This window comes from Sphingobium estronivorans (genome assembly GCF_008692605.1).
GTDB classification, from domain to species: domain Bacteria; phylum Pseudomonadota; class Alphaproteobacteria; order Sphingomonadales; family Sphingomonadaceae; genus Sphingobium; species Sphingobium estronivorans.
The window spans coordinates 232,587-251,208 of record NZ_LFCT01000001.1 but is presented as its reverse complement, the minus strand read 5'-3'; the positions used below and the strand labels follow the sequence as shown (position 1 = coordinate 251,208).

Annotated in this window: 19 protein-coding genes and 1 pseudogene; 9 read left to right on the top strand and 11 right to left on the bottom strand. The window is 62.7% G+C overall.

Annotated elements, in window-relative coordinates; genetic code table 11:
• Window positions 1-305 precede the first annotated feature (305 nt).
• Together F7P65_RS01270 and F7P65_RS01265 are read left to right on the top strand one after the other, a co-directional pair.
• Window positions 306-770 carry a hypothetical protein gene (locus tag F7P65_RS01270; protein WP_150289960.1) on the top strand — a complete coding sequence of 155 codons (465 nt, stop codon included), beginning with the start codon at window positions 306-308 and terminating at the stop codon, window positions 768-770.
• A gap of 101 nt (window positions 771-871) precedes the next feature.
• Complete coding sequence (locus tag F7P65_RS01265; RefSeq protein WP_066967399.1) at window positions 872-1,450, top strand: hypothetical protein; 579 nt, start codon at window positions 872-874, stop codon at window positions 1,448-1,450.
• Here F7P65_RS01265 and F7P65_RS22260 read toward each other — a convergent pair.
• Window positions 1,447-1,896: a lytic transglycosylase domain-containing protein gene (locus F7P65_RS22260; RefSeq protein ID WP_232037496.1), complete on the bottom strand. Its 450-nt coding sequence runs from the start codon at window positions 1,894-1,896 to the stop codon at window positions 1,447-1,449. The two genes, F7P65_RS01265 and F7P65_RS22260, sit on opposite strands and share 4 nt — an antisense overlap.
• Before the next feature lie 642 nt (window positions 1,897-2,538).
• Here F7P65_RS22260 and F7P65_RS01255 point away from each other — a divergent pair.
• On the top strand, window positions 2,539-3,837 hold the full coding sequence (locus F7P65_RS01255; protein ID WP_150289959.1) for a hypothetical protein: 1,299 nt from the start codon (window positions 2,539-2,541) through the stop codon (window positions 3,835-3,837).
• A 15-nt stretch (window positions 3,838-3,852) separates the two neighbouring features.
• Here F7P65_RS01255 and F7P65_RS01250 read toward each other — a convergent pair whose 3' ends face one another.
• On the bottom strand, window positions 3,853-4,122 hold the full coding sequence (locus F7P65_RS01250; protein ID WP_066701146.1) for a hypothetical protein: 270 nt from the start codon (window positions 4,120-4,122) through the stop codon (window positions 3,853-3,855).
• Between the two features lie 154 nt (window positions 4,123-4,276).
• On the opposite strand from F7P65_RS01250, the gene F7P65_RS01245 reads away from it, so the two are divergent.
• A complete protein-coding gene (locus tag F7P65_RS01245; RefSeq protein ID WP_070936271.1) occupies window positions 4,277-4,600 on the top strand; it encodes a hypothetical protein in 324 nt (107 codons plus the stop codon).
• Window positions 4,601-5,159: 559 nt separating this feature from the next.
• Here the strand turns inward: F7P65_RS01245 and F7P65_RS22590 are convergent.
• From F7P65_RS22590 to F7P65_RS01225, 3 genes are all read right to left on the bottom strand, one after another.
• Window positions 5,160-5,501 (bottom strand): winged helix-turn-helix transcriptional regulator, encoded by a 342-nt coding sequence (locus F7P65_RS22590; RefSeq protein ID WP_076605463.1) that lies wholly within the window; start codon window positions 5,499-5,501, stop codon window positions 5,160-5,162.
• A 412-nt stretch (window positions 5,502-5,913) separates the two neighbouring features.
• Window positions 5,914-6,642, bottom strand: a complete 729-nt coding sequence (locus F7P65_RS01230) for a methyltransferase family protein (protein ID WP_083216029.1) — start codon at window positions 6,640-6,642, stop codon at window positions 5,914-5,916.
• On the bottom strand, window positions 6,639-6,908 hold the full coding sequence (locus F7P65_RS01225) for a DUF2933 domain-containing protein (RefSeq protein ID WP_066701148.1): 270 nt from the start codon (window positions 6,906-6,908) through the stop codon (window positions 6,639-6,641). Before F7P65_RS01225 ends, F7P65_RS01230 begins: the two co-directional genes overlap by 4 nt.
• 252 nt (window positions 6,909-7,160) lie before the next feature.
• On the opposite strand from F7P65_RS01225, the gene F7P65_RS01220 reads away from it, so the two are divergent.
• From F7P65_RS01220 to F7P65_RS01200, 5 genes and pseudogenes are all read left to right on the top strand, one after another.
• Window positions 7,161-8,621, top strand: coding sequence for an MBL fold metallo-hydrolase RNA specificity domain-containing protein (locus tag F7P65_RS01220; RefSeq protein WP_171012665.1), 1,461 nt, complete (start codon window positions 7,161-7,163; stop codon window positions 8,619-8,621).
• A complete protein-coding gene (locus F7P65_RS01215; RefSeq protein ID WP_066701149.1) occupies window positions 8,618-10,156 on the top strand; it encodes a thymidine phosphorylase family protein in 1,539 nt (512 codons plus the stop codon). Before F7P65_RS01220 ends, F7P65_RS01215 begins: the two co-directional genes overlap by 4 nt.
• Window positions 10,153-11,037, top strand: a complete 885-nt coding sequence (locus F7P65_RS01210; RefSeq protein WP_150289958.1) for a ribose-phosphate pyrophosphokinase — start codon at window positions 10,153-10,155, stop codon at window positions 11,035-11,037. Before F7P65_RS01215 ends, F7P65_RS01210 begins: the two co-directional genes overlap by 4 nt.
• Before the next feature lie 169 nt (window positions 11,038-11,206).
• A pseudogene (locus tag F7P65_RS22255) lies at window positions 11,207-11,402 on the top strand (hypothetical protein); the annotation flags it as partial.
• 593 nt (window positions 11,403-11,995) lie between these two features.
• Window positions 11,996-12,616 (top strand): response regulator transcription factor, encoded by a 621-nt coding sequence (locus tag F7P65_RS01200; RefSeq protein WP_030541612.1) that lies wholly within the window; start codon window positions 11,996-11,998, stop codon window positions 12,614-12,616.
• A gap of 143 nt (window positions 12,617-12,759) precedes the next feature.
• Here F7P65_RS01200 and F7P65_RS01195 read toward each other — a convergent pair whose 3' ends face one another.
• The 6 genes from F7P65_RS01195 to F7P65_RS01170 all read right to left on the bottom strand — a co-directional run bounded on the left by F7P65_RS01195 (window position 12,760) and on the right by F7P65_RS01170 (window position 18,616).
• The gene (locus tag F7P65_RS01195; protein ID WP_066701150.1) at window positions 12,760-14,526 is read right to left on the bottom strand and encodes an oleate hydratase; all 1,767 of its coding nucleotides are present in this window, start codon (window positions 14,524-14,526) and stop codon (window positions 12,760-12,762) included.
• 79 nt (window positions 14,527-14,605) lie between these two features.
• A complete protein-coding gene (locus F7P65_RS01190) occupies window positions 14,606-15,454 on the bottom strand; it encodes a F0F1 ATP synthase subunit gamma (RefSeq protein WP_021245233.1) in 849 nt (282 codons plus the stop codon).
• The gene (locus F7P65_RS01185) at window positions 15,451-16,983 is read right to left on the bottom strand and encodes a F0F1 ATP synthase subunit alpha (protein WP_306303067.1); all 1,533 of its coding nucleotides are present in this window, start codon (window positions 16,981-16,983) and stop codon (window positions 15,451-15,453) included. Before F7P65_RS01185 ends, F7P65_RS01190 begins: the two co-directional genes overlap by 4 nt.
• Window positions 16,955-17,704: a F0F1 ATP synthase subunit B family protein gene (locus F7P65_RS01180; RefSeq protein WP_021245231.1), complete on the bottom strand. Its 750-nt coding sequence runs from the start codon at window positions 17,702-17,704 to the stop codon at window positions 16,955-16,957. The genes F7P65_RS01185 and F7P65_RS01180 overlap by 29 nt, the downstream gene beginning before the upstream one ends.
• Window position 17,705: 1 nt before the next feature.
• On the bottom strand, window positions 17,706-17,948 hold the full coding sequence (locus F7P65_RS01175; RefSeq protein ID WP_017501321.1) for a F0F1 ATP synthase subunit C: 243 nt from the start codon (window positions 17,946-17,948) through the stop codon (window positions 17,706-17,708).
• Window positions 17,945-18,616 (bottom strand): F0F1 ATP synthase subunit A, encoded by a 672-nt coding sequence (locus F7P65_RS01170; RefSeq protein WP_234703094.1) that lies wholly within the window; start codon window positions 18,614-18,616, stop codon window positions 17,945-17,947. Before F7P65_RS01170 ends, F7P65_RS01175 begins: the two co-directional genes overlap by 4 nt.
• Window positions 18,617-18,622 lie beyond the last annotated feature (6 nt).

Sequence of the window (18,622 nt, the reverse complement as noted above, 5' to 3'; positions counted from 1 at the left end):
GCAACGCAGTTCCCGACGGCACGGTCTCGCAAACGAATTTTATGTGAGTCTGATCGGACCCTGCCCCGATGGCCGGGGCGGCGCGCCCCGGCATGCGGGGCAGCTCGCCCCACTATCTGGGGCACGCCGCCCCATTTCTCGGGGCAGACGAATTTTTGATTCGGCGTCCGCGCCTCTAATTGCGATCAATGACGGGCGAAGTTAGAATCGCTAACCGGATTCGGGGGGATCCCGTCAGCCCGGCTTAATCGTGTCTACGTTATCGAACCACAGCTAAGGATGGAGGATAGCCAGGTGCAGGTGCCATGACAGGAGATCAGTGCACCCTCGCGCTCGACATATCGGAGCATTTCTTCAATTTGACGACGGAGAGCCTGCGCCTGCGTTCGAACGAAACCAGGTGCTATCAGACCCTCGGAAATCTGGTTTCCGATCGGATCGGGTTGCCGTGTGCGCTGGAGGACCATGCACCTGAAACAATCCGGGAGCATCTGTCGGCGATCCCTACAACAGGCGACATTCGAATCGATCTGACCATCACCAGATCAAGTGCCGACAGCCTGGATGCAGTAAAGAAGCTCATCTCTGAGGGGCTTGGGTCCGAAATAAGCTTGGGGGACACACTTTCGATCATGCTCTTCCACTACGTGGTCGGCCAGAAAGCTGCGCGCGTTCTTGAGCGACTGGGATTGGAGGGCACAGATAATCCGCCACGAAAATCTGCGATCAGCGAAGAACTGGGTAACGACAAGATAGTCCCGCTAAGATAGTTGCTGCTGGCTTTTGCTGCAGGCGCACAAAATGCAGAGGCTTGCTAAGTCACTGCCTGTGTGTTTCGTTTCAGGCCTTGCGTGCAAAAGGGGGCCATGACTTGTCATCGCTTGCCCATATCGAAGCTTCCGACGATGGCTGCGTTCCGGCCAGGGTCGAGCAGTGGGACTTCATCCCGCTGATCCTCGAAGCAATGTCTGAACAGAATGTAGGCCAACGCAAGCTGGCGCTGAAGACCGGCATCAGCAAAACGCGTCTCGGTCTCCTACTTCACAGTGATCCCGCTAAGCGCGCGCCGATGTTCGTGTATGAACTCCAGCAGGTTTTGGCCGCCCTGGACATCAACATCGTGCAAGCCATGATCGCGATCGAGACCTACAGTGATCCAGCCCTCTTCCTCGACGAGCGCTTCCAAACCTCGCTTGTGATGCTCGCCGAGTTATTCAAAGGCCTCCCGGCGATGCTCGTGGCGGCGCTCGACGAAATCGAAGGGATGGATGGCACAGAGGTACGCAAGGAGTGGGCCGGGCCGCTACGACAAGCGGTAGTTGAGAAGCTAGTCAAGGAGGTCAGTGCCGTGATGGCTCGGCGGGTACAACTCGCTCAGATTTCCACCCTCAGCCTGCTCTTGTGGATGTCGACGATGGCCACGGACTTGCTCGATCCGCTTCTCGCCTAGTACGAAAAAACTGTTACCCTTCGGGCTCTGTGCTGCTGCCGCACGGCAGCGAGCTCCGACATGACCTGGACCGTCGCCCGCGGCGGCAGCGCCGCCAAACGTCGCCAATTTAGAAGCACGTTATCGACATAGGCCTGGGTCTCGGCGATCCGCGGCAGCATCCCGTCCCTCACGCGGCTCGGTCCGGCATTATAGGCTGCAAGAGCCAGGTGGACCTGTCCGAAGCGATCGAGCTGCTGCCGGAGGTATCGCGCCCCGCCTCGCAGATTCTGCTCGACGTCGTAGCGATTGACTCCAAGGTCGGCGGCCGTGCCGGGCATGAGCTGCGTCAATCCGAAAGCGTTCTTTGGCGAATAGATCCCTGCCTTGTAACCGCTCTCCCGGATGATCATCGCATCGAAGAGGCCGACCGGAATGCCGTACTCACAAGCGATGCTGCTCATCATCTCATAGTATCCGGATCGTCTATATTCGGTGCGGGAATCAAGGAAACTCGCCGGTCGATAGCCGCTTGGGGCGCAGCCCGGCGCACTACTCGTTGGAACACTCGAGAAGACCACACCCTCGCGCATCCAACCTGGGATTGCTATTGGGGAAGTGAATGACACGGCGTCCTGCGACTGAAGAGGCGCAGTTGACGCGACTCCTACATGCGCAAAGGGATCCTGGTCATTGGGATCGGTTTGCGCTGTCGCCGCAGCGAAGCTGTTCGCCATCTCAAAGGCGACCCAACGCCTGCTCAGGTCATGGGTCCGAAATGCCGTAGGAAGCGAATTGGAAGCCGTCACTTGACGATTGCCTCCGTTATCCTCTGCGCGCGGAGCTGTGGCATCGACAGCAGATCCCCTCGGCGCTGGCTCCGTCCCCATCACGATCACCTCCACCGACCTGCGCTCCCTGCCTTTTTGGCTGGCACCGGCTTCCGAGCCATGAAAGGCAACGGATAGGGCGACCGCCACGAGCAAGATTGATCTCATTTCGCACCTCCTAGCCGTGCTCATGGGGAGTGGAGGTCAGGGCGAATATTGTTGTCAATCCTGAACGCTTCAGGGACGATCGGATCGAAACCCGCTTCGACAGGTTAGTCCATGTGGTTGATTGATCGCCATAGCGACGGACTTGACGCCGCTCGCATCCCCCTTCCGCTCCCCCTTCGGGCGGCTCTCGTGCGCTGGTACATCGGTAAAGGATCCCGACATGACGAAGAGGCCGGCATCACGTTGGTGCAGCAGGCGCGTATCGGCTCGAAGTGGATTGCCTGCAACTGCCGTGGCACCAAACAGGCACCACCCATTTTGACACCCGCGTTCCTGTCGGAAGCGGAGACCTATTACCTGCGGCGGCTCACAAGCACAAACCGGCCCGAACACGTTTCGTCCTGTCCCTTCTTTCGGGACCAAGCCACGAACCGCATCACGGAAACGCGGAGAGCCCAGACGCCGGCAGACCCCCCCGTCGGCTATTTCGAGGTTCTGCGCCCGGCGCCGGAAAAGCTCGCTCAACGACCAGATGACGACGCCAGCGACGACCGCACGCGAAGTGCTTCCGTTCCGCGCCTCGCCCGCCTGCTCTGGAGGCTGATCGCCAATGCCGGTCTCAACATTGCCGTCCCCAGCGATCAGGAGCCGTCAGAGCGTGCCATCGGCGCGGAGTTCAAGCTGCTCGCAGCGGCCGCCGCGAGGATCGAAGTTGCCCCTGGAATCGAACTCGATCGTGTTCTCTGGACTCACGGCGACGCGCTTCACAGCAGGCGGGCCTTCGCAGGCATCCGAGCGCTATCTCGCCGATGGCCGCGCGGCCATGCACCCCAAGGCTTTCTCACGATCTTTGCCAAGTCGTTCAAAGGCTCCACGATCTTTCCGGCAGGATCCGAGCCGATCGCAGTCGCCAATCGCGTCCAGTCGCCATCGGTGCGGGATAACTCGATCACAGGGCCGTATCTGGTGATTGTCGTTATCGGCCAATATCCCGAAGCGCAAGGCTATGCGCCACTGCGAGCCTACGCCCAACCGATTTATTCGGGTCTGAGGTTCATACCGGTCGATAGCAATTTCCATAGGACCTTGTTGAGAGCCCTCCTCCGATCGAGGCACCGCCTCATGCAAGATGGCATCGAACTAGCAATTGAGAAGCCAGTTTTTGACCGGCTGACCCCGCTTGGAAGCTGTCGACCGGAATTCCTCCTCGAAGCGCGCTCGCGTCTTACTGGTGAGATTCGACGATTCATAGTGCAAGCTCTAGAGGAGACGAGCGTCGAGCTACGTATCCCGAAGCTGGCTGCTCGCCGGAGCCTTGAACAGATCGCTCCCGTTCTTTCAATCACGCCGAAGGACGTTGAGGATGAACAAATCTGGCGCCTGATCGTCGAAGCGTTCTACCGATCCTGATGGAAGGGCGTAGCCCTAAGGCCAAGACAATGTCATGGCGAATGCACTCACGATGGCAAGCGTAACAGGGGTCGAAAGCAGGTACAGCTTCTGCCATCTCCACCAGGTTTTAGGGATGAGCCGGAGCAGGTTCCTCGGCGTGGTGACCGTTTCCCATGTCCGTTCGCGGCACAGCTCGACGGTGATGAAACCCAAGGACATGATAAGAGCAAGGGCGCAGCAAAGCCCCGCAGCGGCATAGAGCGCGATCCAATTCTGAAGCTCCGCGGCCGAAAGATGTTCCACGGTTCACAACCCTTCCATCCGCTCTGGTCGTATCAGTCGACCACGGCCGTCGTTTCCATGAGACTTACACCAGTCGCAATCAATCGACTACACACGCAAAGTTGCTCCAATTTGGAGACGATTTTCAGCGATCTCGAACGGCGTCGGGCTTAGCATGGTCAGCAGCCTGGAGACAGTTCATAAATTGGTAGGTACACAGGGCGAGCTTCAAGGTGTCATGCAGGTATCGGTTCTTGTGATACTCTATCGTGGGCGAGAGCGCATCACGGTTCACGACGACAGTGATAAGGCCTGGTCTGAACTTGTAAATTTTGTCGACGCCTTCTGGAAGAATTCTGACGTGGCGGTGCTGACCTCTACCCCCGCCTCAGAAGAGCAGCGCGTCAAACTATTCTTTTCCGAGACGGGTGCATCCTATATCCTAGGCCATGCCGACGTGTCGGCGCTTGCTGCACACGTTATGGCAATGGAAGACTAAGCAAGGCCGAGTTGGTTCCAAGTTCTGTACCGTCCGGCAATCTCAGTCGCCTCTCTACACGAGGATGTGCATGTTCGCGTGCCTTGTTATCGGTGACAGCATTGGCGTCGGACTGTCGGGAGCGATCAATAACCGATACGCCAGTGGGTGCGATTCGGTGGTCGAGGCAGGCGCTACCATCGACCAGATACTGGCGTGGCGTAAACCCGCCAGGCTATATGGCACCACCGTCCTCGCCGTCGGATCCAACGATCAGCCGAGCCGACAGCTAACGCTCAAACTGACCAGACTACGCCAAAATATCGCGACAAAACGAGTGATCTGGATGCTGCCCTACTCCCGGGAGCGAGCCTATCTCATAAACTCGATTGCTGTGACGTTCGGCGACGACACGTTGGACATCGCGCGTTTCCGCACGAGCGACCGTGTCCACCCGATCAGCTACGATGAGATCGCGGCTGTTCTCCTGCCGAGGGGCCAACCACGGGGGAGCAGGAAATCCACTGTTGAGTGGTCTCAACGCAGTCGACGATAAAGCATCGACCTAAAACGCTGCATTTCATTCGAGTAAGCTGAGCTTAGTCCTCCATTGCTCCAGATGTTGGAGCGCAGGTCTCAAACCATGCGCCAATGGCCCCAAGCCATAGAGTTGATAGGATTCAGGCGGTGGCGACATCATTCGCGAGACCAGAGATACGCCTTCCAATTCCCGTAGGCGGACCGTGAGCACATTAGCGCTGATTTTCGGTATGGCTCGACGAATGGATGTAAATCGCAGCTCGTCTTTGCTCAGGGCTACCAGGATGTGCAACACCCATCGGGCACTCAATGTATGGAATATCGCGTCGGCCGCCGCAGGGTCTATCGCTTGAAAAAGCTGTCTTTCTGACTCGATGCACATCCAGTTACTTTCTCACCCTAAAAGGCGCACGGCCGGACTGAGTCAGCTACGCCGTTCGCGGTTCCGTCGGGCCCGGCTTGGCGGTGCTTGGAGGGTCGCCGACCCGCTCATGGACAATTGCGGAGGGCGTGCGCGAACGGCGGCGGCGAGCGGCCGAACTTGTGACCACCACTGCCTTGGTACGTCTTCGTCCCAGTGAAGAGCAGATGAGGGAAGGCGCTTTTTGACATCACGATTTGCCGATGCGCGAAGGTCCGATGAGGGACGACTCTGGGGCACCACGACGGATTTCATGTCACGCGATCCGCCAAATCAAGTGAAGCTACTCCCGACAAATCAAAGTACCGCAGTGCAACGCGCCTGATGCGTGCGTCACCGTTCGAATATAATACGCGGCGAAGCGTCCAACCCCTCAGCCTCGGCGCGGCGGAGCTTGCTCTTCGGGCCTCATCGCCTTACCTGCCGCCTCCCCCCGAGCGGGGTTGGAGTCGGAGAAACGAGCCGACCGACCACGTAGCCGCGGAACAAAGGCGGGTACGCGGTCCATATACGCACGATATGCCTGGCCAAATTCCGCGAGCGCCGCCTTCTCCTCATGCCGGGCAAGGCGAATATACATCACCACCAACACCGGAAACATGGCGAGCGTCAGTAACGTCGGCCATTGCAGCAGAAATCCGAGCATCACGAGGATGAACCCGATATATTGCGGATGGCGAACCTTGGCATAGATTCCCGTCGTTGCGGGCTTGTGAACGCGCTGGGCTGCGTGAAGCGGCGCCCATCCGGCCGAGATCAGCCAGAAGCCCGCGCCGATCAGCACGAAGCTGGCAAGATGGAACGGGCCAAAATGTGGGTTGACCCTCCAGCCGAACATCATCTCGAGCAGATGGCCGGCATCGTGGCTCCACCAGTCGAGGCCGGGGAAATGCGACTGGAGCCAACCCGAGAGCAAGAAGATGGTGAGCGGGAAGCCATACATTTCGGCGAAGAGTGCAACGATGAATGCGCTGAATGCGCCGAAGCTGCGCCAGTCGCGCCCGGTGGCGGGTTTGAAGAAGCTGTACGCGAATAGGATGAACACGGAGGCGTTGACCAGCGCCAGCCCCCAAAGACCATAGCCATAATCGGTATGCGTCATCGCGGCCCCCCTTCCACGCGCTCGTTCGAATTCGCAGGCAGTCCGGTCGGGACAGCACCCGGCATCTGGTCATGGCCATGCTGATGGCCGCCATGACCGTGATGCATGAACAGGTGCATGAGCGGACAGGCGAGCAGGATCAGATAGGGCAACACACCCAGGAAATGTGCGGTGTGCTCGGTGATGAGGAAAAAGCCCGCGACTAGCAGGAAGCCGATCAAAACGATCTTTCCACGCTTGCGCATGCGATGGTCATGCCCGTCCATATGCCGCTCTTCTCTCGCCAATGTCTTGCGAGCATAGATCCGAGTCCCGGGAGCAAGGTATAAGTAGAGACCGAAGTCCGTCATTCGCCCAAGAAGGCGATGCCGGCTGGTTCACAAACCTCACCATCCCTATCGGCGTTACGCAGTGGTCATGACGCGGCCGTCATTCTGCGGCTTTTGCGTATAGGCGTGCGCTGGTCGTCCACCAATGCTGCGCTAAGGACAATAAGCGTGAGAGGCAGGCCAGAGTTCATGCACAAGAAAAGGAAAAAGCATCATTCCCGCGGCCATGTCGGGGTGAACCTGCTCGAACGGGAAGCAAGGATCGACCTCGCCACGCGACCTGCCGACGGCCTTGGCGTCGCGTTCCTCGGCGCATCGGAAACGGTGACAGGGTCGCGCTATCTGGTGGACGACGGCGATACGCAGGTCGTGGTCGATTCAGGCCTGTTCCAGGGTCCGAGGGATTTGCGCCGCCTCAATTGGGCGCCGATCGCGCCCGAGGTTGCCGATGTCGGCCTGTTGCTGCTGACGCACGCGCATCTTGATCATTCCGGCGCGCTGCCACGCATGGCGCGCCTTGACTGGGACGGGACCGTCCTCAGCACCCGGGCGACCGAAGCTTTGTGCGAGCTTCTGCTCCCCGACAGCGGGCACCTCCAGGAAAAGGATGCGGAGTTCGCCAATCGCCACGGCTTTTCCAGGCACCAGCCCGCGCTGCCGCTCTACACGCAGGCTGACGCCCGCCTTGCGCTGCAGCTGTTCCGCACGGTCGAGTTCGGGGCGTGGCACCCGATCGCGGACGGCATCAGGGCGCGCTATCATCGCGCCGGCCACATCCTCGGCGCCGCCTCGATCGAGATCGATTGGAAGGGCCGCACGATCCTCTTCTCAGGTGATGTCGGGCGCTATGGCGACGCAGTCATGAAGGATCCCGAGCCACCTGCCCGTGCCGATTATGTCCTCGTGGAATCCACCTATGGCGATCGCCGCCACGAACAGGTCGATCCGACCAAGACCCTGGGGGACCATGTCGAACGGTGCGTCAAGCGTGGCGGGACCGTGGTGATCCCCGCCTTCGCCGTGGGCCGCGTCCAGTCCCTGCTCTACCATTTTTCCCGGCTGCGCGCCGAAGGCCGTCTGCGCGACATCCCGATCTTCCTCGACAGCCCGCTGGCGATCAACGCGAGCGGGCTGATGTGCGATTTCATGGACGAGCATCGCCTGACACGCGCCGAGTGTGAAGCGGCGTGCGGGGTCGCGCACTATGTGCGCGAAGTGGAAGAATCCAAAGAACTCACCGCCAACCCCGCCCCTAAGGTCATCATCTCGGCCAGTGGAATGGCGACGGGCGGCCGCGTGCTCCACCATCTCAAGCGCTTCGCGCCGGATGGGAAGAACCTCATCCTCTTCTCGGGCTTCCAGGCGGCGGGCACCCGCGGCGCCGCCATGATCGGAGGCGCCCGGACGATCAAGATCCACGGTGAGTATATCCCGGTCGAAGCCGAGGTCGCCAACCTGACGATGCTCTCGGCCCATGCCGACAGTGACGAGCTGATGCGCTGGCTCGGGTCTCTGCACGAGGCCCCACGCCATGTCTATGTCACCCATGGCGAGCCGACCGGCGCCCAGGTTCTGGCAAAGCGCGTCTCGGAGGAGCTGGGCTGGGCATGCAGCGTACCGGCGCTGGGTAGCTGGGGCATGCTCGCATGAAGCCCGGGATTATCGAGGACGCCGAAGCAGAGCCTGTCGCGACGACGCTGCGGGCACACCGCATCGGCCTGTCGGCTGCCGGAAGCGATCAGATCGCGGTCATGCGCCACGACTGTCCGGTCTGCCGCTCGGAAGGTCTCGCGTCGCGCGCGCAAGTTGCGCTGCGCGCCGGCGGGCGGGAAATCGTCGTCTCGCTGCTGCATAGTTCCGCGGAGGCTCCAGCGCCAGGCGAGATCGGCCTGTCCGAATCCGCTTGGCAGCGGCTCGGCGTCAGTGACGGCGATCCGGTCGAGATCGCGCACGCCCAGCCTCTCGCCTCGCTCAGCGACGTGCGTCGGCGCGTCTATGGCAATCGGCTTTCCGATGGGGCTTTTTCAGCGATCATCACCGACATCGCCGAGCGACGCTATAGCGATGTCCATCTCTCGGCGTTCGTCACGGCCTGCTCAGCGGTCCCGCTCGATACGGACGAAACGATCAGCCTGACCAGGGCGATGGTCGATGTCGGCGAGCGATTGCAGTGGCCCGAAGAGGTCATCGTCGACAAGCATAGCGTCGGTGGATTGCCGGGCAATCGCACCACGCCGATCATCGTCTCGATCATGGCCGCGGAGGGCCTGATCATGCCCAAGACATCGTCGCGGGCGATCACCTCGCCGGCCGGCACGGCGGACACGATGGAGGTGCTGGCACCTGTCGACCTCGACGTTTCCGCAATCCGCAAGGTGGTCGAGCGCGAAGGCGGCTGCATCGCCTGGGGCGGCGCCGTCAATCTCAGCCCTGCCGACGACGTGATCATCGGCGTGGAGCGCGTGCTCGATATCGATGCCGTCGGGCAGATGGTCGCCTCGGTGCTGTCCAAGAAAATCGCGGCCGGTGCGACCCATCTGGTCATCGACATCCCGGTTGGGCCGACGGCGAAGGTACGCGGCGCCGATGCCGCCGACACGCTCGAGCGCGCGCTGAGCTCGGTCGCCCAAGCCTTCGGGCTTCGCACGCGCGTGATGCGCGGCCCCGGCGCCGAGCCGATCGGACGGGGCATCGGTCCGGCGCTCGAGGCGCAGGATATCCTTGCCGTGCTCCAGGGGCAGCCGGGCGCCGAGGATCTCGCCCACCGGGCCTGCGAGCTGGCGGGAGGACTGCTTGAGCTCGCGGACGCAGCCCCGGCCCGCGAAGGTTATGCGCGTGCGCGGGCGTGCCTCGAAAGCGGCCGGGCCTGGGCCAAGTTCCAACGTATCTGCGAAGCGCAGGGCGGCATGCGGGCTCCACCGGTCGCCCGGTTCCAACAGGATATGATCGCTCCCTATAGCGGCCGCCTGGTGAGTATCGACAATCGCAAGCTCGCGACGGTCGCGAAGCTTGCCGGCGCGCCGATGGCCAAGGCCGCCGGCGTCGCGCTGCAGTGTCGGCTGAACCAGATGGTGGATGCCGGGGCTCCCTTGTGCACCATTCATGCCGAGAGCCCGGGCGAGCTCGACTATGCGGCGGCCTATGCGGTGAGCGACGGGCCGATCTTCGGGATTGAAGCGCTATGAACCGTCCCGTGCTGTTCGCGCTGTCTGGCAGCGAGGCCCTGGCACAGCCGCTATCCGCCGCGCTCGATGCAGAGGTCGGCACGATCGAGCATCGTCAGTTTCCTGACGGGGAAACCTATCTCAGGGTCGTAAGCGACATCAGCGACCGCGAGGTCATCCTGCTGTGCAGTCTCGATCATCCGGACGCCAAGCTGTTGCCGCTGCTGTTCGCAGCCGACACCGCGCGCGATCTGGGCGCTCGCAGGATCGGGCTCGTCGCCCCCTACCTCGCTTACATGCGCCAGGACATTCGCTTCCATCCCGGCGAGGCGGTGACGTCGCGAACCTTTGCCGCGATCCTGTCCCGCCATCTCGACTGGCTGGTGACGGTCGATCCGCATCTCCACCGCTATCATGCGTTGTCGGAAATCTACCGCATCCCGACCCAGGTTGTTCATGCTGCGCGGCTTCTGGCCTCGTGGATCAAGCGCAATGTCGCTCGTCCGCTGATCATCGGTCCGGACCTGGAAAGCGAACAGTGGGTCTCGCAGGTGGCGGCCGATGCCGATGCTCCGTTTCTCGTGTGCGAGAAAATCCGGTCCGGCGACCGTGACGTCACCATCTCGATTCCGAATGCCCCAGCGTTTCTCGATCGCCAGCCGGTGCTGGTCGACGATATCGCCTCATCCGGCCGGACCCTCGCCGAGGCGGCGCGCCAGCTGGTCGGCATGGGGTTCGCGCGACCGGATTGCGTGGTCGTGCATCCGCTTTTCGCCGGCGATGCAGCGCAAGTCCTGGGTGGGCTCGTCGAGAGGATCGTGAGCACGAACGCTGTTGCGCATACCTCTAATGATATCGACGTGATGCCGGCGATTGCGGAGGCCGTTCGTCACGGAATTTGAACGGTGCGCTGCGCGTCAGTTCTTCAGTACTCAATGCTCAATGCACGATGAAAACGAACGCCCGGCAAACGCCGGGCGCATTCCCATCCATTGACCCTACACGAGCCCGAACCAATCTTCCGGGAACTTCGCTTTCGGAGAAAGTCGCGGCAGGAAAGGAGGATATGTCATGTCGCACACACGCTCTTTCCTTGATCCCTTCATCGTTGCTCGGACCCGCAGCTTGAGCCCGAAGTGAAGCCCGCCATCCTTGCATCCTGGGCGTCCGATCGCTCCGCCGTCGAGGGCCAACCGGCCCTCCGTCGCCCGCCAGCATCCCGGTGCCGGTCGACGATGTGATGGCAGCGCTGCGCTGGCTCGATCGCGCTGAGCGCGGCGCGGGCCTGGCATCCTTGGTTCGTCAGGAACAACCCGGTATCGGTGCCATCCTCGCCGGGAATATCGAAACTGCGACACGGAAGGCGGGCGATCTCTGCGATGATCAGCCTTCGATCTCAAAACCCTATGATCACCGGTTCGTGCTGAATCGGATTCGCCGTGCCGTAGCGGCGCGCGAGCGGAGCTGCGATCCGCCCCGGACATCGGCGTTACGGCGCGCTGCTGACACAGAATAGCGATTATCAGCTTCTTGCCATGACAACATGACGCGTCGAGCTTAGGAGCAACCAGCGCGCTCATCCCCCAAGAGGCGTGCCCACTCCCGGCGGCAGCGTCTTGCGGCGCCTTGCCGCCGGGAGACCAGAGGGAGCGCCGCCCCGTTCGCAAGAGCGGTCATCTCGCAAAGTTCGGCACATGATGCCGGGTCGCTTACCCCCCTCTCGCCGAGCACCTGCCTTGCCTGTTGTGATGCGGCGGTATTTCGGCCTTGACCTTGGACCATGGCCCTACCCGTAGAAGGTCTCCCCTTTGAAGCTGTGCCCGCTGGGGTGCGCAGCAATGCCAACACGTCCGGGGGGCCATGGAGAGCAAGCGCGTCGTTCATGTCATTGATGACGAAGAAACAATCAGGAAAGCTGTAGGATTCACATTAAGGACAGCGGGATTTGCCGTCGAGACCTATGGCTCGGGAGTCGACTTTCTGAAAATTGCAGATGAAGCTGAAAGAGGTAGCATCGTTCTCGACATGCACATGCCGGACATGAACGGTCTACAGGTTCAGGCAGCGCTGACGCAGATGGATATAAGCATGCCAGTCGTGATGCTGACCGGCAACGGAGACATTGCGCTTGCTGTCCAAGCGATGAAGGCGGGTGCTGTCGATTTCCTGGCCAAACCTATCGAACGGGCGCTGCTGCTCGATGCGATAGACCGAGCGTTCGCGCGCATCGACACGGCCGAGGGGCGCGCTCTCGAAGAAGCCGAGGCATGCCGACAGGTCGATCTACTGACACCGCGCGAACGGGATGTTCTCGAAGGCCTTGCGCAAGGCCTTCCGAACAAGACCATCGCCTATGATCTGGGCATTTCTTCACGGACGGTCGAAGTCCATCGCGCGAGCATCATGTCCAAGCTTGGAGTCCGTACCCTTGCCGAAACCTTGCGGATCGCCTTTGCGGCTGGAATGGGAAGGCCGCTGTAGGTAAAGGCGGCCAGGGCTGCTGCGGTTGAATCTCTGCGTGTCACCTGATGGCGCGGACATAGTGCCTGCCGGGATGCATCGACGTTGTTCATCAGCTTTTGGCGGAATTTTCGTGAGCCCAGGCGAAGGGTCGCGCTTGATTGCTATCGCGAAAGGAGATGAAACTCTTCCAACAGCTGGGCGATCTCTGTGCCTTCAAGCTTCTTCATCAACAGCTTGCGCAGGAAGGACGGGCCGGGAATGTCGATCCCTTTGCCATCCCTGAGCGGCCCGATTGTGGCCAGAAGCGTGCGGATATCATAGGTTGAGTTGAACACTTCCGGCACGCCGCGTTCGACCTTCATCAGGGTGTAGACGGCCTCCATCGGCGTGCGCACCGAATATTCCGTCGTGAAGATACAATCACGCTGCTTCGACTCGGCAAACTGGCCGACAAAGGCGAAGTTGACCGCGCCCTCGGGCACCACGTCCGGCCGGTCGCCGGCCTGGCGCGGCATGAAGAAGGCGGTGATGTAGGGCATCATCACCGGCACGGTCTTCGCCCCCGTCGCGGCGAGGCCGGGGATGTCCTCGACCGGCACGCCGAGATGATAAAGCCATTCCTGCGTGATCTCCTCGCCCGTGCAGTCCTGCATCGGCTTCTTCACATAGTCGCCCGGCCGGTCGACGAACAAGGCATAGAACCAGGCGACGATCTGGTCCTTCGGCTGTTTCCTGAAGTGGGGTTGCCGGCTGACCGTCCAGCTCAGCAGCCAGCTCGAGTCCTTGACCGTGACGATGCCGCCAGTCACCACCGTGCCGCTGAACGGATCGCGCCTGGCGATCTTGCGAATGTACGCCGGAATGCGCGCGTCGAGCGTGGTGATGGTCGCCGACGCCCATTTGGTTTCCGGGATGTGCGATCCGAACACGTCGGGACGACCAAAGGCCGGGTCCTTGGCCGCGATCCGGCGCCACAGGTCCCAGGCCGGCGCCGGCCCCTCATTCAGCCTGGCCGGTGTATGATGATCGCCATTGTCGGAATTTTCGGTCAGCGATCCGATGGTGATGAAGACGAGATCATCGGCGCCGAGATCGACGCCGCCTTCGACGCCGTTTTCGATCCAGGCAATCCGGGTCGCCTGCTTGCGGCCGGGCTGGATGTCGAAATCGACGTCGGTGACCTCGACGCCGTAGCGAAATCTGACACCGCGATCCTGCAACCATTTGACCAACGGCAGGACCATCGATTCATATTGGTTGTAGCGGTTGAACTTGAGCGAGGAAAAATCCGCCAGACTGCCGATATGGTGGATGAAGCGATGCAGATAGAGCTTCATCTCGAGCGCGGAATGCCATTCCTCGAAGGCGAACATGGTGCGCCAGTAGAGCCAGAAATTGCTCCTGAGGAAATCATCGCCGAAGACTTCGTTGATCCGCTTGTTCTCCATCTCCTCCCGCGTCGCGAGGAAGACGGAGATCAGATCTTTTTGCGCGCGACCGCCGAGTGTCAGCAAAGCCTTGTCGGGCACATCCTGGCCCTGGTTCTGCGTCACGCGTTGAAGCGAAAAATTGGGATCGTCCTTGTTGAGCCGGTAGAATTCGTCGAGCACACTCGCATCCTCGATCTCCAGCGAAGGGATCGAGCGATAGAGATCCCAGAGGCATTCGAAATGCTCCTCCATCTCGCGCCCTCCGCGGATGACGAACCCCTTTTCGGGGACGTCGAGGCCGTCGAGCGCGCCGCCGGGAACATGCAGCTCCTCAAGGATGGTAATATGCTCGCCGGCGACGCCGCCGTCGCGGATCAGGAACGCCGCGCCTGCCAGTCCCGCAAGACCCGAGCCGACGAACCAGGCCGTCTTCCTGTCAGCGCCCTCAGGTTTGCGGGGCCGCACGAAAGCTTCGTAGTTCCCGCTACTATAGTGCATGCTCAACTCCATCCTTGATCCCGACGACAATGGCGGTTCTGCGGTTTCTTGCTGAACAGCAGAAATGCCTGCCCTGCATTCATTCTCGCCGATGTCGCCCGCCGCTCAGTTCGACGACTTCACTGGTGATCTGATCCTGACGCGTGAGGCGCTCCTCGAGGCGCAGGGCCTCGCCCTTGCGATCGATGTGGCTGCGGGCGGTCGCCATGGTGCGCAGCCGTGCCTCATTCTCGGCGACGAACGTCTCGACCGCAGCCGCGCAGATGTGGGCGAAGACATATTCCGCGGTCAGGTCGCCGATAAGGTCCGCCGCGTTGATATTGACGAGCGGCGGCAAATCCGCCGTGGACGCGGGGAAAGTGTCGAGGTCGAGCGGCAGGAGGCTCGCGCGCACGATCGAGACGCCCTTGCCGCTGCTCCAGACCGGATAAGCCATGGTGATGGGCACCGCGCCGACCTCGTCCAGATAGTCGTACAGCGCGTCGATGATGCTTGTCGCGAGTGCGGGCAGCGCATCGGCCTTGCTCGGCATGCTCGCGCTCCATGCGATGCGCAGACCGCGCTCGGCCGCAAGCGTGGCCGTGCGCGCGCCAATCAGAAGAATATGCCTGTCCTGCATGTCGGCCGCGGCGCCGTCGAGCAGCTGCTCCGGAAAGGCCCCGGCAAAGCCTTGCTCCGCACCGAACAGGATAAGGCCGCCTCTCGCACCACCGACCGCCCGCGCCGGAAAACGCGCCAGTGGCTCGTCAAGGCGGCGCGCCTGGCCAATGGCGGTGCGGGCGGTCTCCGCATAGCGTCGCACCGCAGGCAGCAGCGCGCGCGCCTGATGCGCCCGCTGCGCGGCGATGCCCTGCATGGCGTTGACCACCGCACCGAGCTGGCGGACGGTCTCGATCCGCTGGCCGATCTCGGCGAGGCGATCGCTCATGATGCAGAACCGGCCGGCTGGCTTTCGATCAGCGCTTTCACCGTCGTCATCAGAGCGGACCGCTGCGCGGTGTCGATCTGTCCAGTCCGCTCGATCTGCGCGCATAGATCGGGGACGTGATCGTCGATCCAGGCGGGCAGCCGCGTGCGGAGCGACGATATCTCCGAGACCGCCATGCCATCGAGCAACCCTTCGCCGAGCGCCACGACCAGCGCCACCTGGTCGACGACCCGTAGTGGACTCGACAGCGGTTGCACGAGCAAGGCGCGCAAGCGCTTGCCGCGTTCGATCTGGGCGCGGACACGCGGCTCGGGCTGCTCGCCGAAGCGGGTGAACATCTCGAGCTCGAGGAACTGCGCATAGTCGAGGCGCATGGTCCCGCTCGCGTCGCGCAGGACGCGAAGCTGCGTCTTGCCGCCGACCCGGCTCACGCTCGTGCCCACATCGATGGCGGGCTTGTGCCCCTGCGCGAACAGCTTCGCGTCGAGAATAATCTGACCGTCGGTGATCGAGATCAGATTGGTCGGGATATAGGCGCTGACGTTGCCGGCATCGGTCTCCGCGATCGGCAGAGCCGTGAGCGAACCGCCCCCCTTCTCCGTCGAGAGACGCGCCGCACGTTCGAGCAGGCGGGAATGGAGGAAAAAGACGTCGCCGGGATAGGCCTCGCGCCCGGGCGGCTGTCCGGTCAGCAGGGCGATCTCGCGATGGGTCGCGGCATGCTTGGTGAGATCGTCGAGCACCACCACCGCATGGCCGCCACCATCCCGAAAATACTCGGCCATCGTGAAGCCCGCGAACGGCGCGATCCATTGCAGCCCCGGCGCCGCGGCGGGGCTCGCCACGACGAAGATGGTGCGGTCCGGCGCGCCATGCCGCCGCACCTGGTCGACCACGCGCGCGACCGCCGAGCTTTTCTGGCCGATCGCGACATAGACGCAGATCATGTCGCTGGTGCGCTGGTTGATGATCGTGTCGACCGCGAGCGCCGTCTTGCCTGTGGCGCGGTCGCCGAGAATGAGTTCGCGCTGCCCCCGGCCGATGGCGAACATCGCATCGATTGCGAGCGTGCCGGTCTGCACCGGCTGGACGACGAGGTCGCGTTCGATGATCGCCGGCGCCGGCCGTTCGACAGGATCGAAGCGCCTGGCCCGGATCGGCGCGCCCCCATCGAGCGGACGGCCGAGCGGATCGACGACTCGGCCAAGCAATGCCTCGCCAACCGGCACGCGCACCACCTCGCCCGAGCCGGTTACGGTGTCTCCTGCCTCCACCTGGGCGGCATCGTCGAGCAGCACGCAGCCGATCCGGTCCCGGTCGAGCGTGTGGACGAATCCGGTCTGGCCCCGGGCGAAATAGAGCAATTCGTCGAGGCGCGCGTCCGGAAGGCCCGAGACCATGGCAACGCCGTCGCCGATCGATTCCACCCGGCCAATTGCATCGACACGCGGCCCGAGATTGGCGCGCGTGATGCAGCTCTGGGCCTGCGTCAGCCAGTCTTCAGGCGATCCGGGCATGATCGTCTTCATTGAGGCTCTCAACCATGGCGTCGAGATCGGCGCGCCAGCTGTTGCGCACGACGGCGTGGGGCGTGCGAAGCTCCGCGCCGGCGATGAGATCTGGATCGACTGCGAAGATCGGGGTCGCGGTATCCGGCAGGATTTCGCCAAGCGCGCGCGCTACCTGCGTCTGCAGATCGGCCGTCAGCGGCGCGGGCGTCGCGACGGTGACGGGCCCGGCGGCCGCCAGGCTGCGGCGATCCGCCTCGGAAAGGTCTCCGAGCCGCGCCTTGAGCGCGTCGACCATGGCCTGCACCGTCTGCTCGGGCGGGAGACGAGCGAGCAACGTGCCTGCCATCGAGGCGGCGAGGTTCGCTGCCTTTTCCCGCCACTGCGCCGCCACCCGCCCGCGTTCGGCATCGATCGCCGCATGGCCTTGCTCGACGACGGCGTCCGCCTCGAGCCTGGCCTGCGCGAGGAGGCGCTGGCGCTCCGCTTCGGCCTCGGTCCGGATCTCGGCGCGGCGAGCCGCCGCATCCGCGACGAAGCCGTCATTCTGCGTTTTGAGCGCCTGCGCTTCGGCCTGTGCCCGGTCCTTTGCCTCCCGCGCTTCGTCGAGCAGCGCCTGGGCCGATGCCTGGCGGGCAGCGATGGCATCCATCACCGGACGGAACAGGAAGCGTCCGAGCAGCCACACGAGGATGAGGACATTGACCGCCTGCAGCGCGAGCGTCCACCAGTCGATCCGCATGTCAGGCGAACGGGTTGGCGAAGAGCAGCAGCAGCGCGATCACGAGGCAGTAGATCGCCATCGTCTCGATCATCGCGAGGCCCACGAACAGCGTGCGCGAGACGGTGTTGGCGGCTTCGGGCTGGCGCGCGATCGCGTCCATCGCGGCGGCGACGGCCCTGCCCTGCCCGAGCGCCGGGGCGATTGCGCCGATCGAGATCGCGAAAGCGGCTCCGAGGATGCTGGCGAGATGGATCCAGTTCATGCGGGGGACTCCTGTTTGGATGGCGGGCGGGCGCCGTTCTCGCTGATAGCGCTCCCGATAAAGACCATGGCGAGCGCGCCGAAAATGTAGGCCTGGACCGCGCCGGTCAGCATTTCGAGCGCCATGAGCGGGATCGGGACGAGCAGCCCGGCGAGGCTCAGCACGACGCCGATCATGAAGACGCCGCTCATGACGTTGCCGAACAGGCGCACCATCAGCGAGAAGCTGCGGGTGAAGAGCTCGACGATATTGAGCGGGGCGAGCAGGATCGAGGGGCGCGCGAAGGTCGCGAGATAGGCCCTGGGCCCGAGCGCGCGGACGCCGAACCAGAGCGTCGCGCCGAAGACGATCAGCGCCAGCGCCGCGTCGGTTTCGAGGGTCGCGGTCGGCGGCTCGACGCCGGGGATCAGCGACGACCAGTTGGCGACCAGCAGGAACAGGAACAGCGTGCCGATCAGCGGCAGATAACGCTGCGGTTCCGCCTCCATCGTCTCGCGGATCTGGCCGGCGACGGTCTCGACGACCAGCTCGAGCGCCGCTTGGGCTCGGGTTGGGCGTAACGCAAGGCGGCGGGTCAGCAGCCAGCTTCCGATTGTAAGGAAGGCCATGATGCCCCAGGTCGTGGCGACCGGCTGGCTGATCGGCACCGGACCGATCGCGAACAGCACATGGCT

Excerpts from the sequence above, each read along its gene's own strand:
- F7P65_RS01210 (WP_150289958.1), top strand. The coding sequence starts at position 10,153 with ATGAACCGTCCCGTGCTGTTCGCGCTGTCTGGCAGCGAGGCCCTGGCA.
- F7P65_RS22260 (WP_232037496.1), bottom strand. The coding sequence starts at position 1,896 with ATGATGAGCAGCATCGCTTGTGAGTACGGCATTCCGGTCGGCCTCTTC.
- F7P65_RS01190 (WP_021245233.1), bottom strand. The coding sequence starts at position 15,454 with ATGAGCGATCGCCTCGCCGAGATCGGCCAGCGGATCGAGACCGTCCGC.
- F7P65_RS01200 (WP_030541612.1), top strand. The coding sequence starts at position 11,996 with ATGGAGAGCAAGCGCGTCGTTCATGTCATTGATGACGAAGAAACAATC.
- F7P65_RS01225 (WP_066701148.1), bottom strand. The coding sequence starts at position 6,908 with ATGGACGGGCATGACCATCGCATGCGCAAGCGTGGAAAGATCGTTTTG.
- F7P65_RS01270 (WP_150289960.1), top strand. The coding sequence starts at position 306 with ATGACAGGAGATCAGTGCACCCTCGCGCTCGACATATCGGAGCATTTC.
- F7P65_RS01180 (WP_021245231.1), bottom strand. The coding sequence starts at position 17,704 with ATGCGGATCGACTGGTGGACGCTCGCGCTGCAGGCGGTCAATGTCCTC.
- F7P65_RS01195 (WP_066701150.1), bottom strand. The coding sequence starts at position 14,526 with ATGCACTATAGTAGCGGGAACTACGAAGCTTTCGTGCGGCCCCGCAAA.
- F7P65_RS01175 (WP_017501321.1), bottom strand. The coding sequence starts at position 17,948 with ATGAACTGGATCCATCTCGCCAGCATCCTCGGAGCCGCTTTCGCGATC.
- F7P65_RS01220 (WP_171012665.1), top strand. The coding sequence starts at position 7,161 with ATGCACAAGAAAAGGAAAAAGCATCATTCCCGCGGCCATGTCGGGGTG.
- F7P65_RS01230 (WP_083216029.1), bottom strand. The coding sequence starts at position 6,642 with ATGACGCATACCGATTATGGCTATGGTCTTTGGGGGCTGGCGCTGGTC.
- F7P65_RS01185 (WP_306303067.1), bottom strand. The coding sequence starts at position 16,983 with ATGAAGACGATCATGCCCGGATCGCCTGAAGACTGGCTGACGCAGGCC.
- F7P65_RS01215 (WP_066701149.1), top strand. The coding sequence starts at position 8,618 with ATGAAGCCCGGGATTATCGAGGACGCCGAAGCAGAGCCTGTCGCGACG.
- F7P65_RS01255 (WP_150289959.1), top strand. The coding sequence starts at position 2,539 with ATGTGGTTGATTGATCGCCATAGCGACGGACTTGACGCCGCTCGCATC.
- F7P65_RS01245 (WP_070936271.1), top strand. The coding sequence starts at position 4,277 with ATGGTCAGCAGCCTGGAGACAGTTCATAAATTGGTAGGTACACAGGGC.
- F7P65_RS22590 (WP_076605463.1), bottom strand. The coding sequence starts at position 5,501 with ATGTGCATCGAGTCAGAAAGACAGCTTTTTCAAGCGATAGACCCTGCG.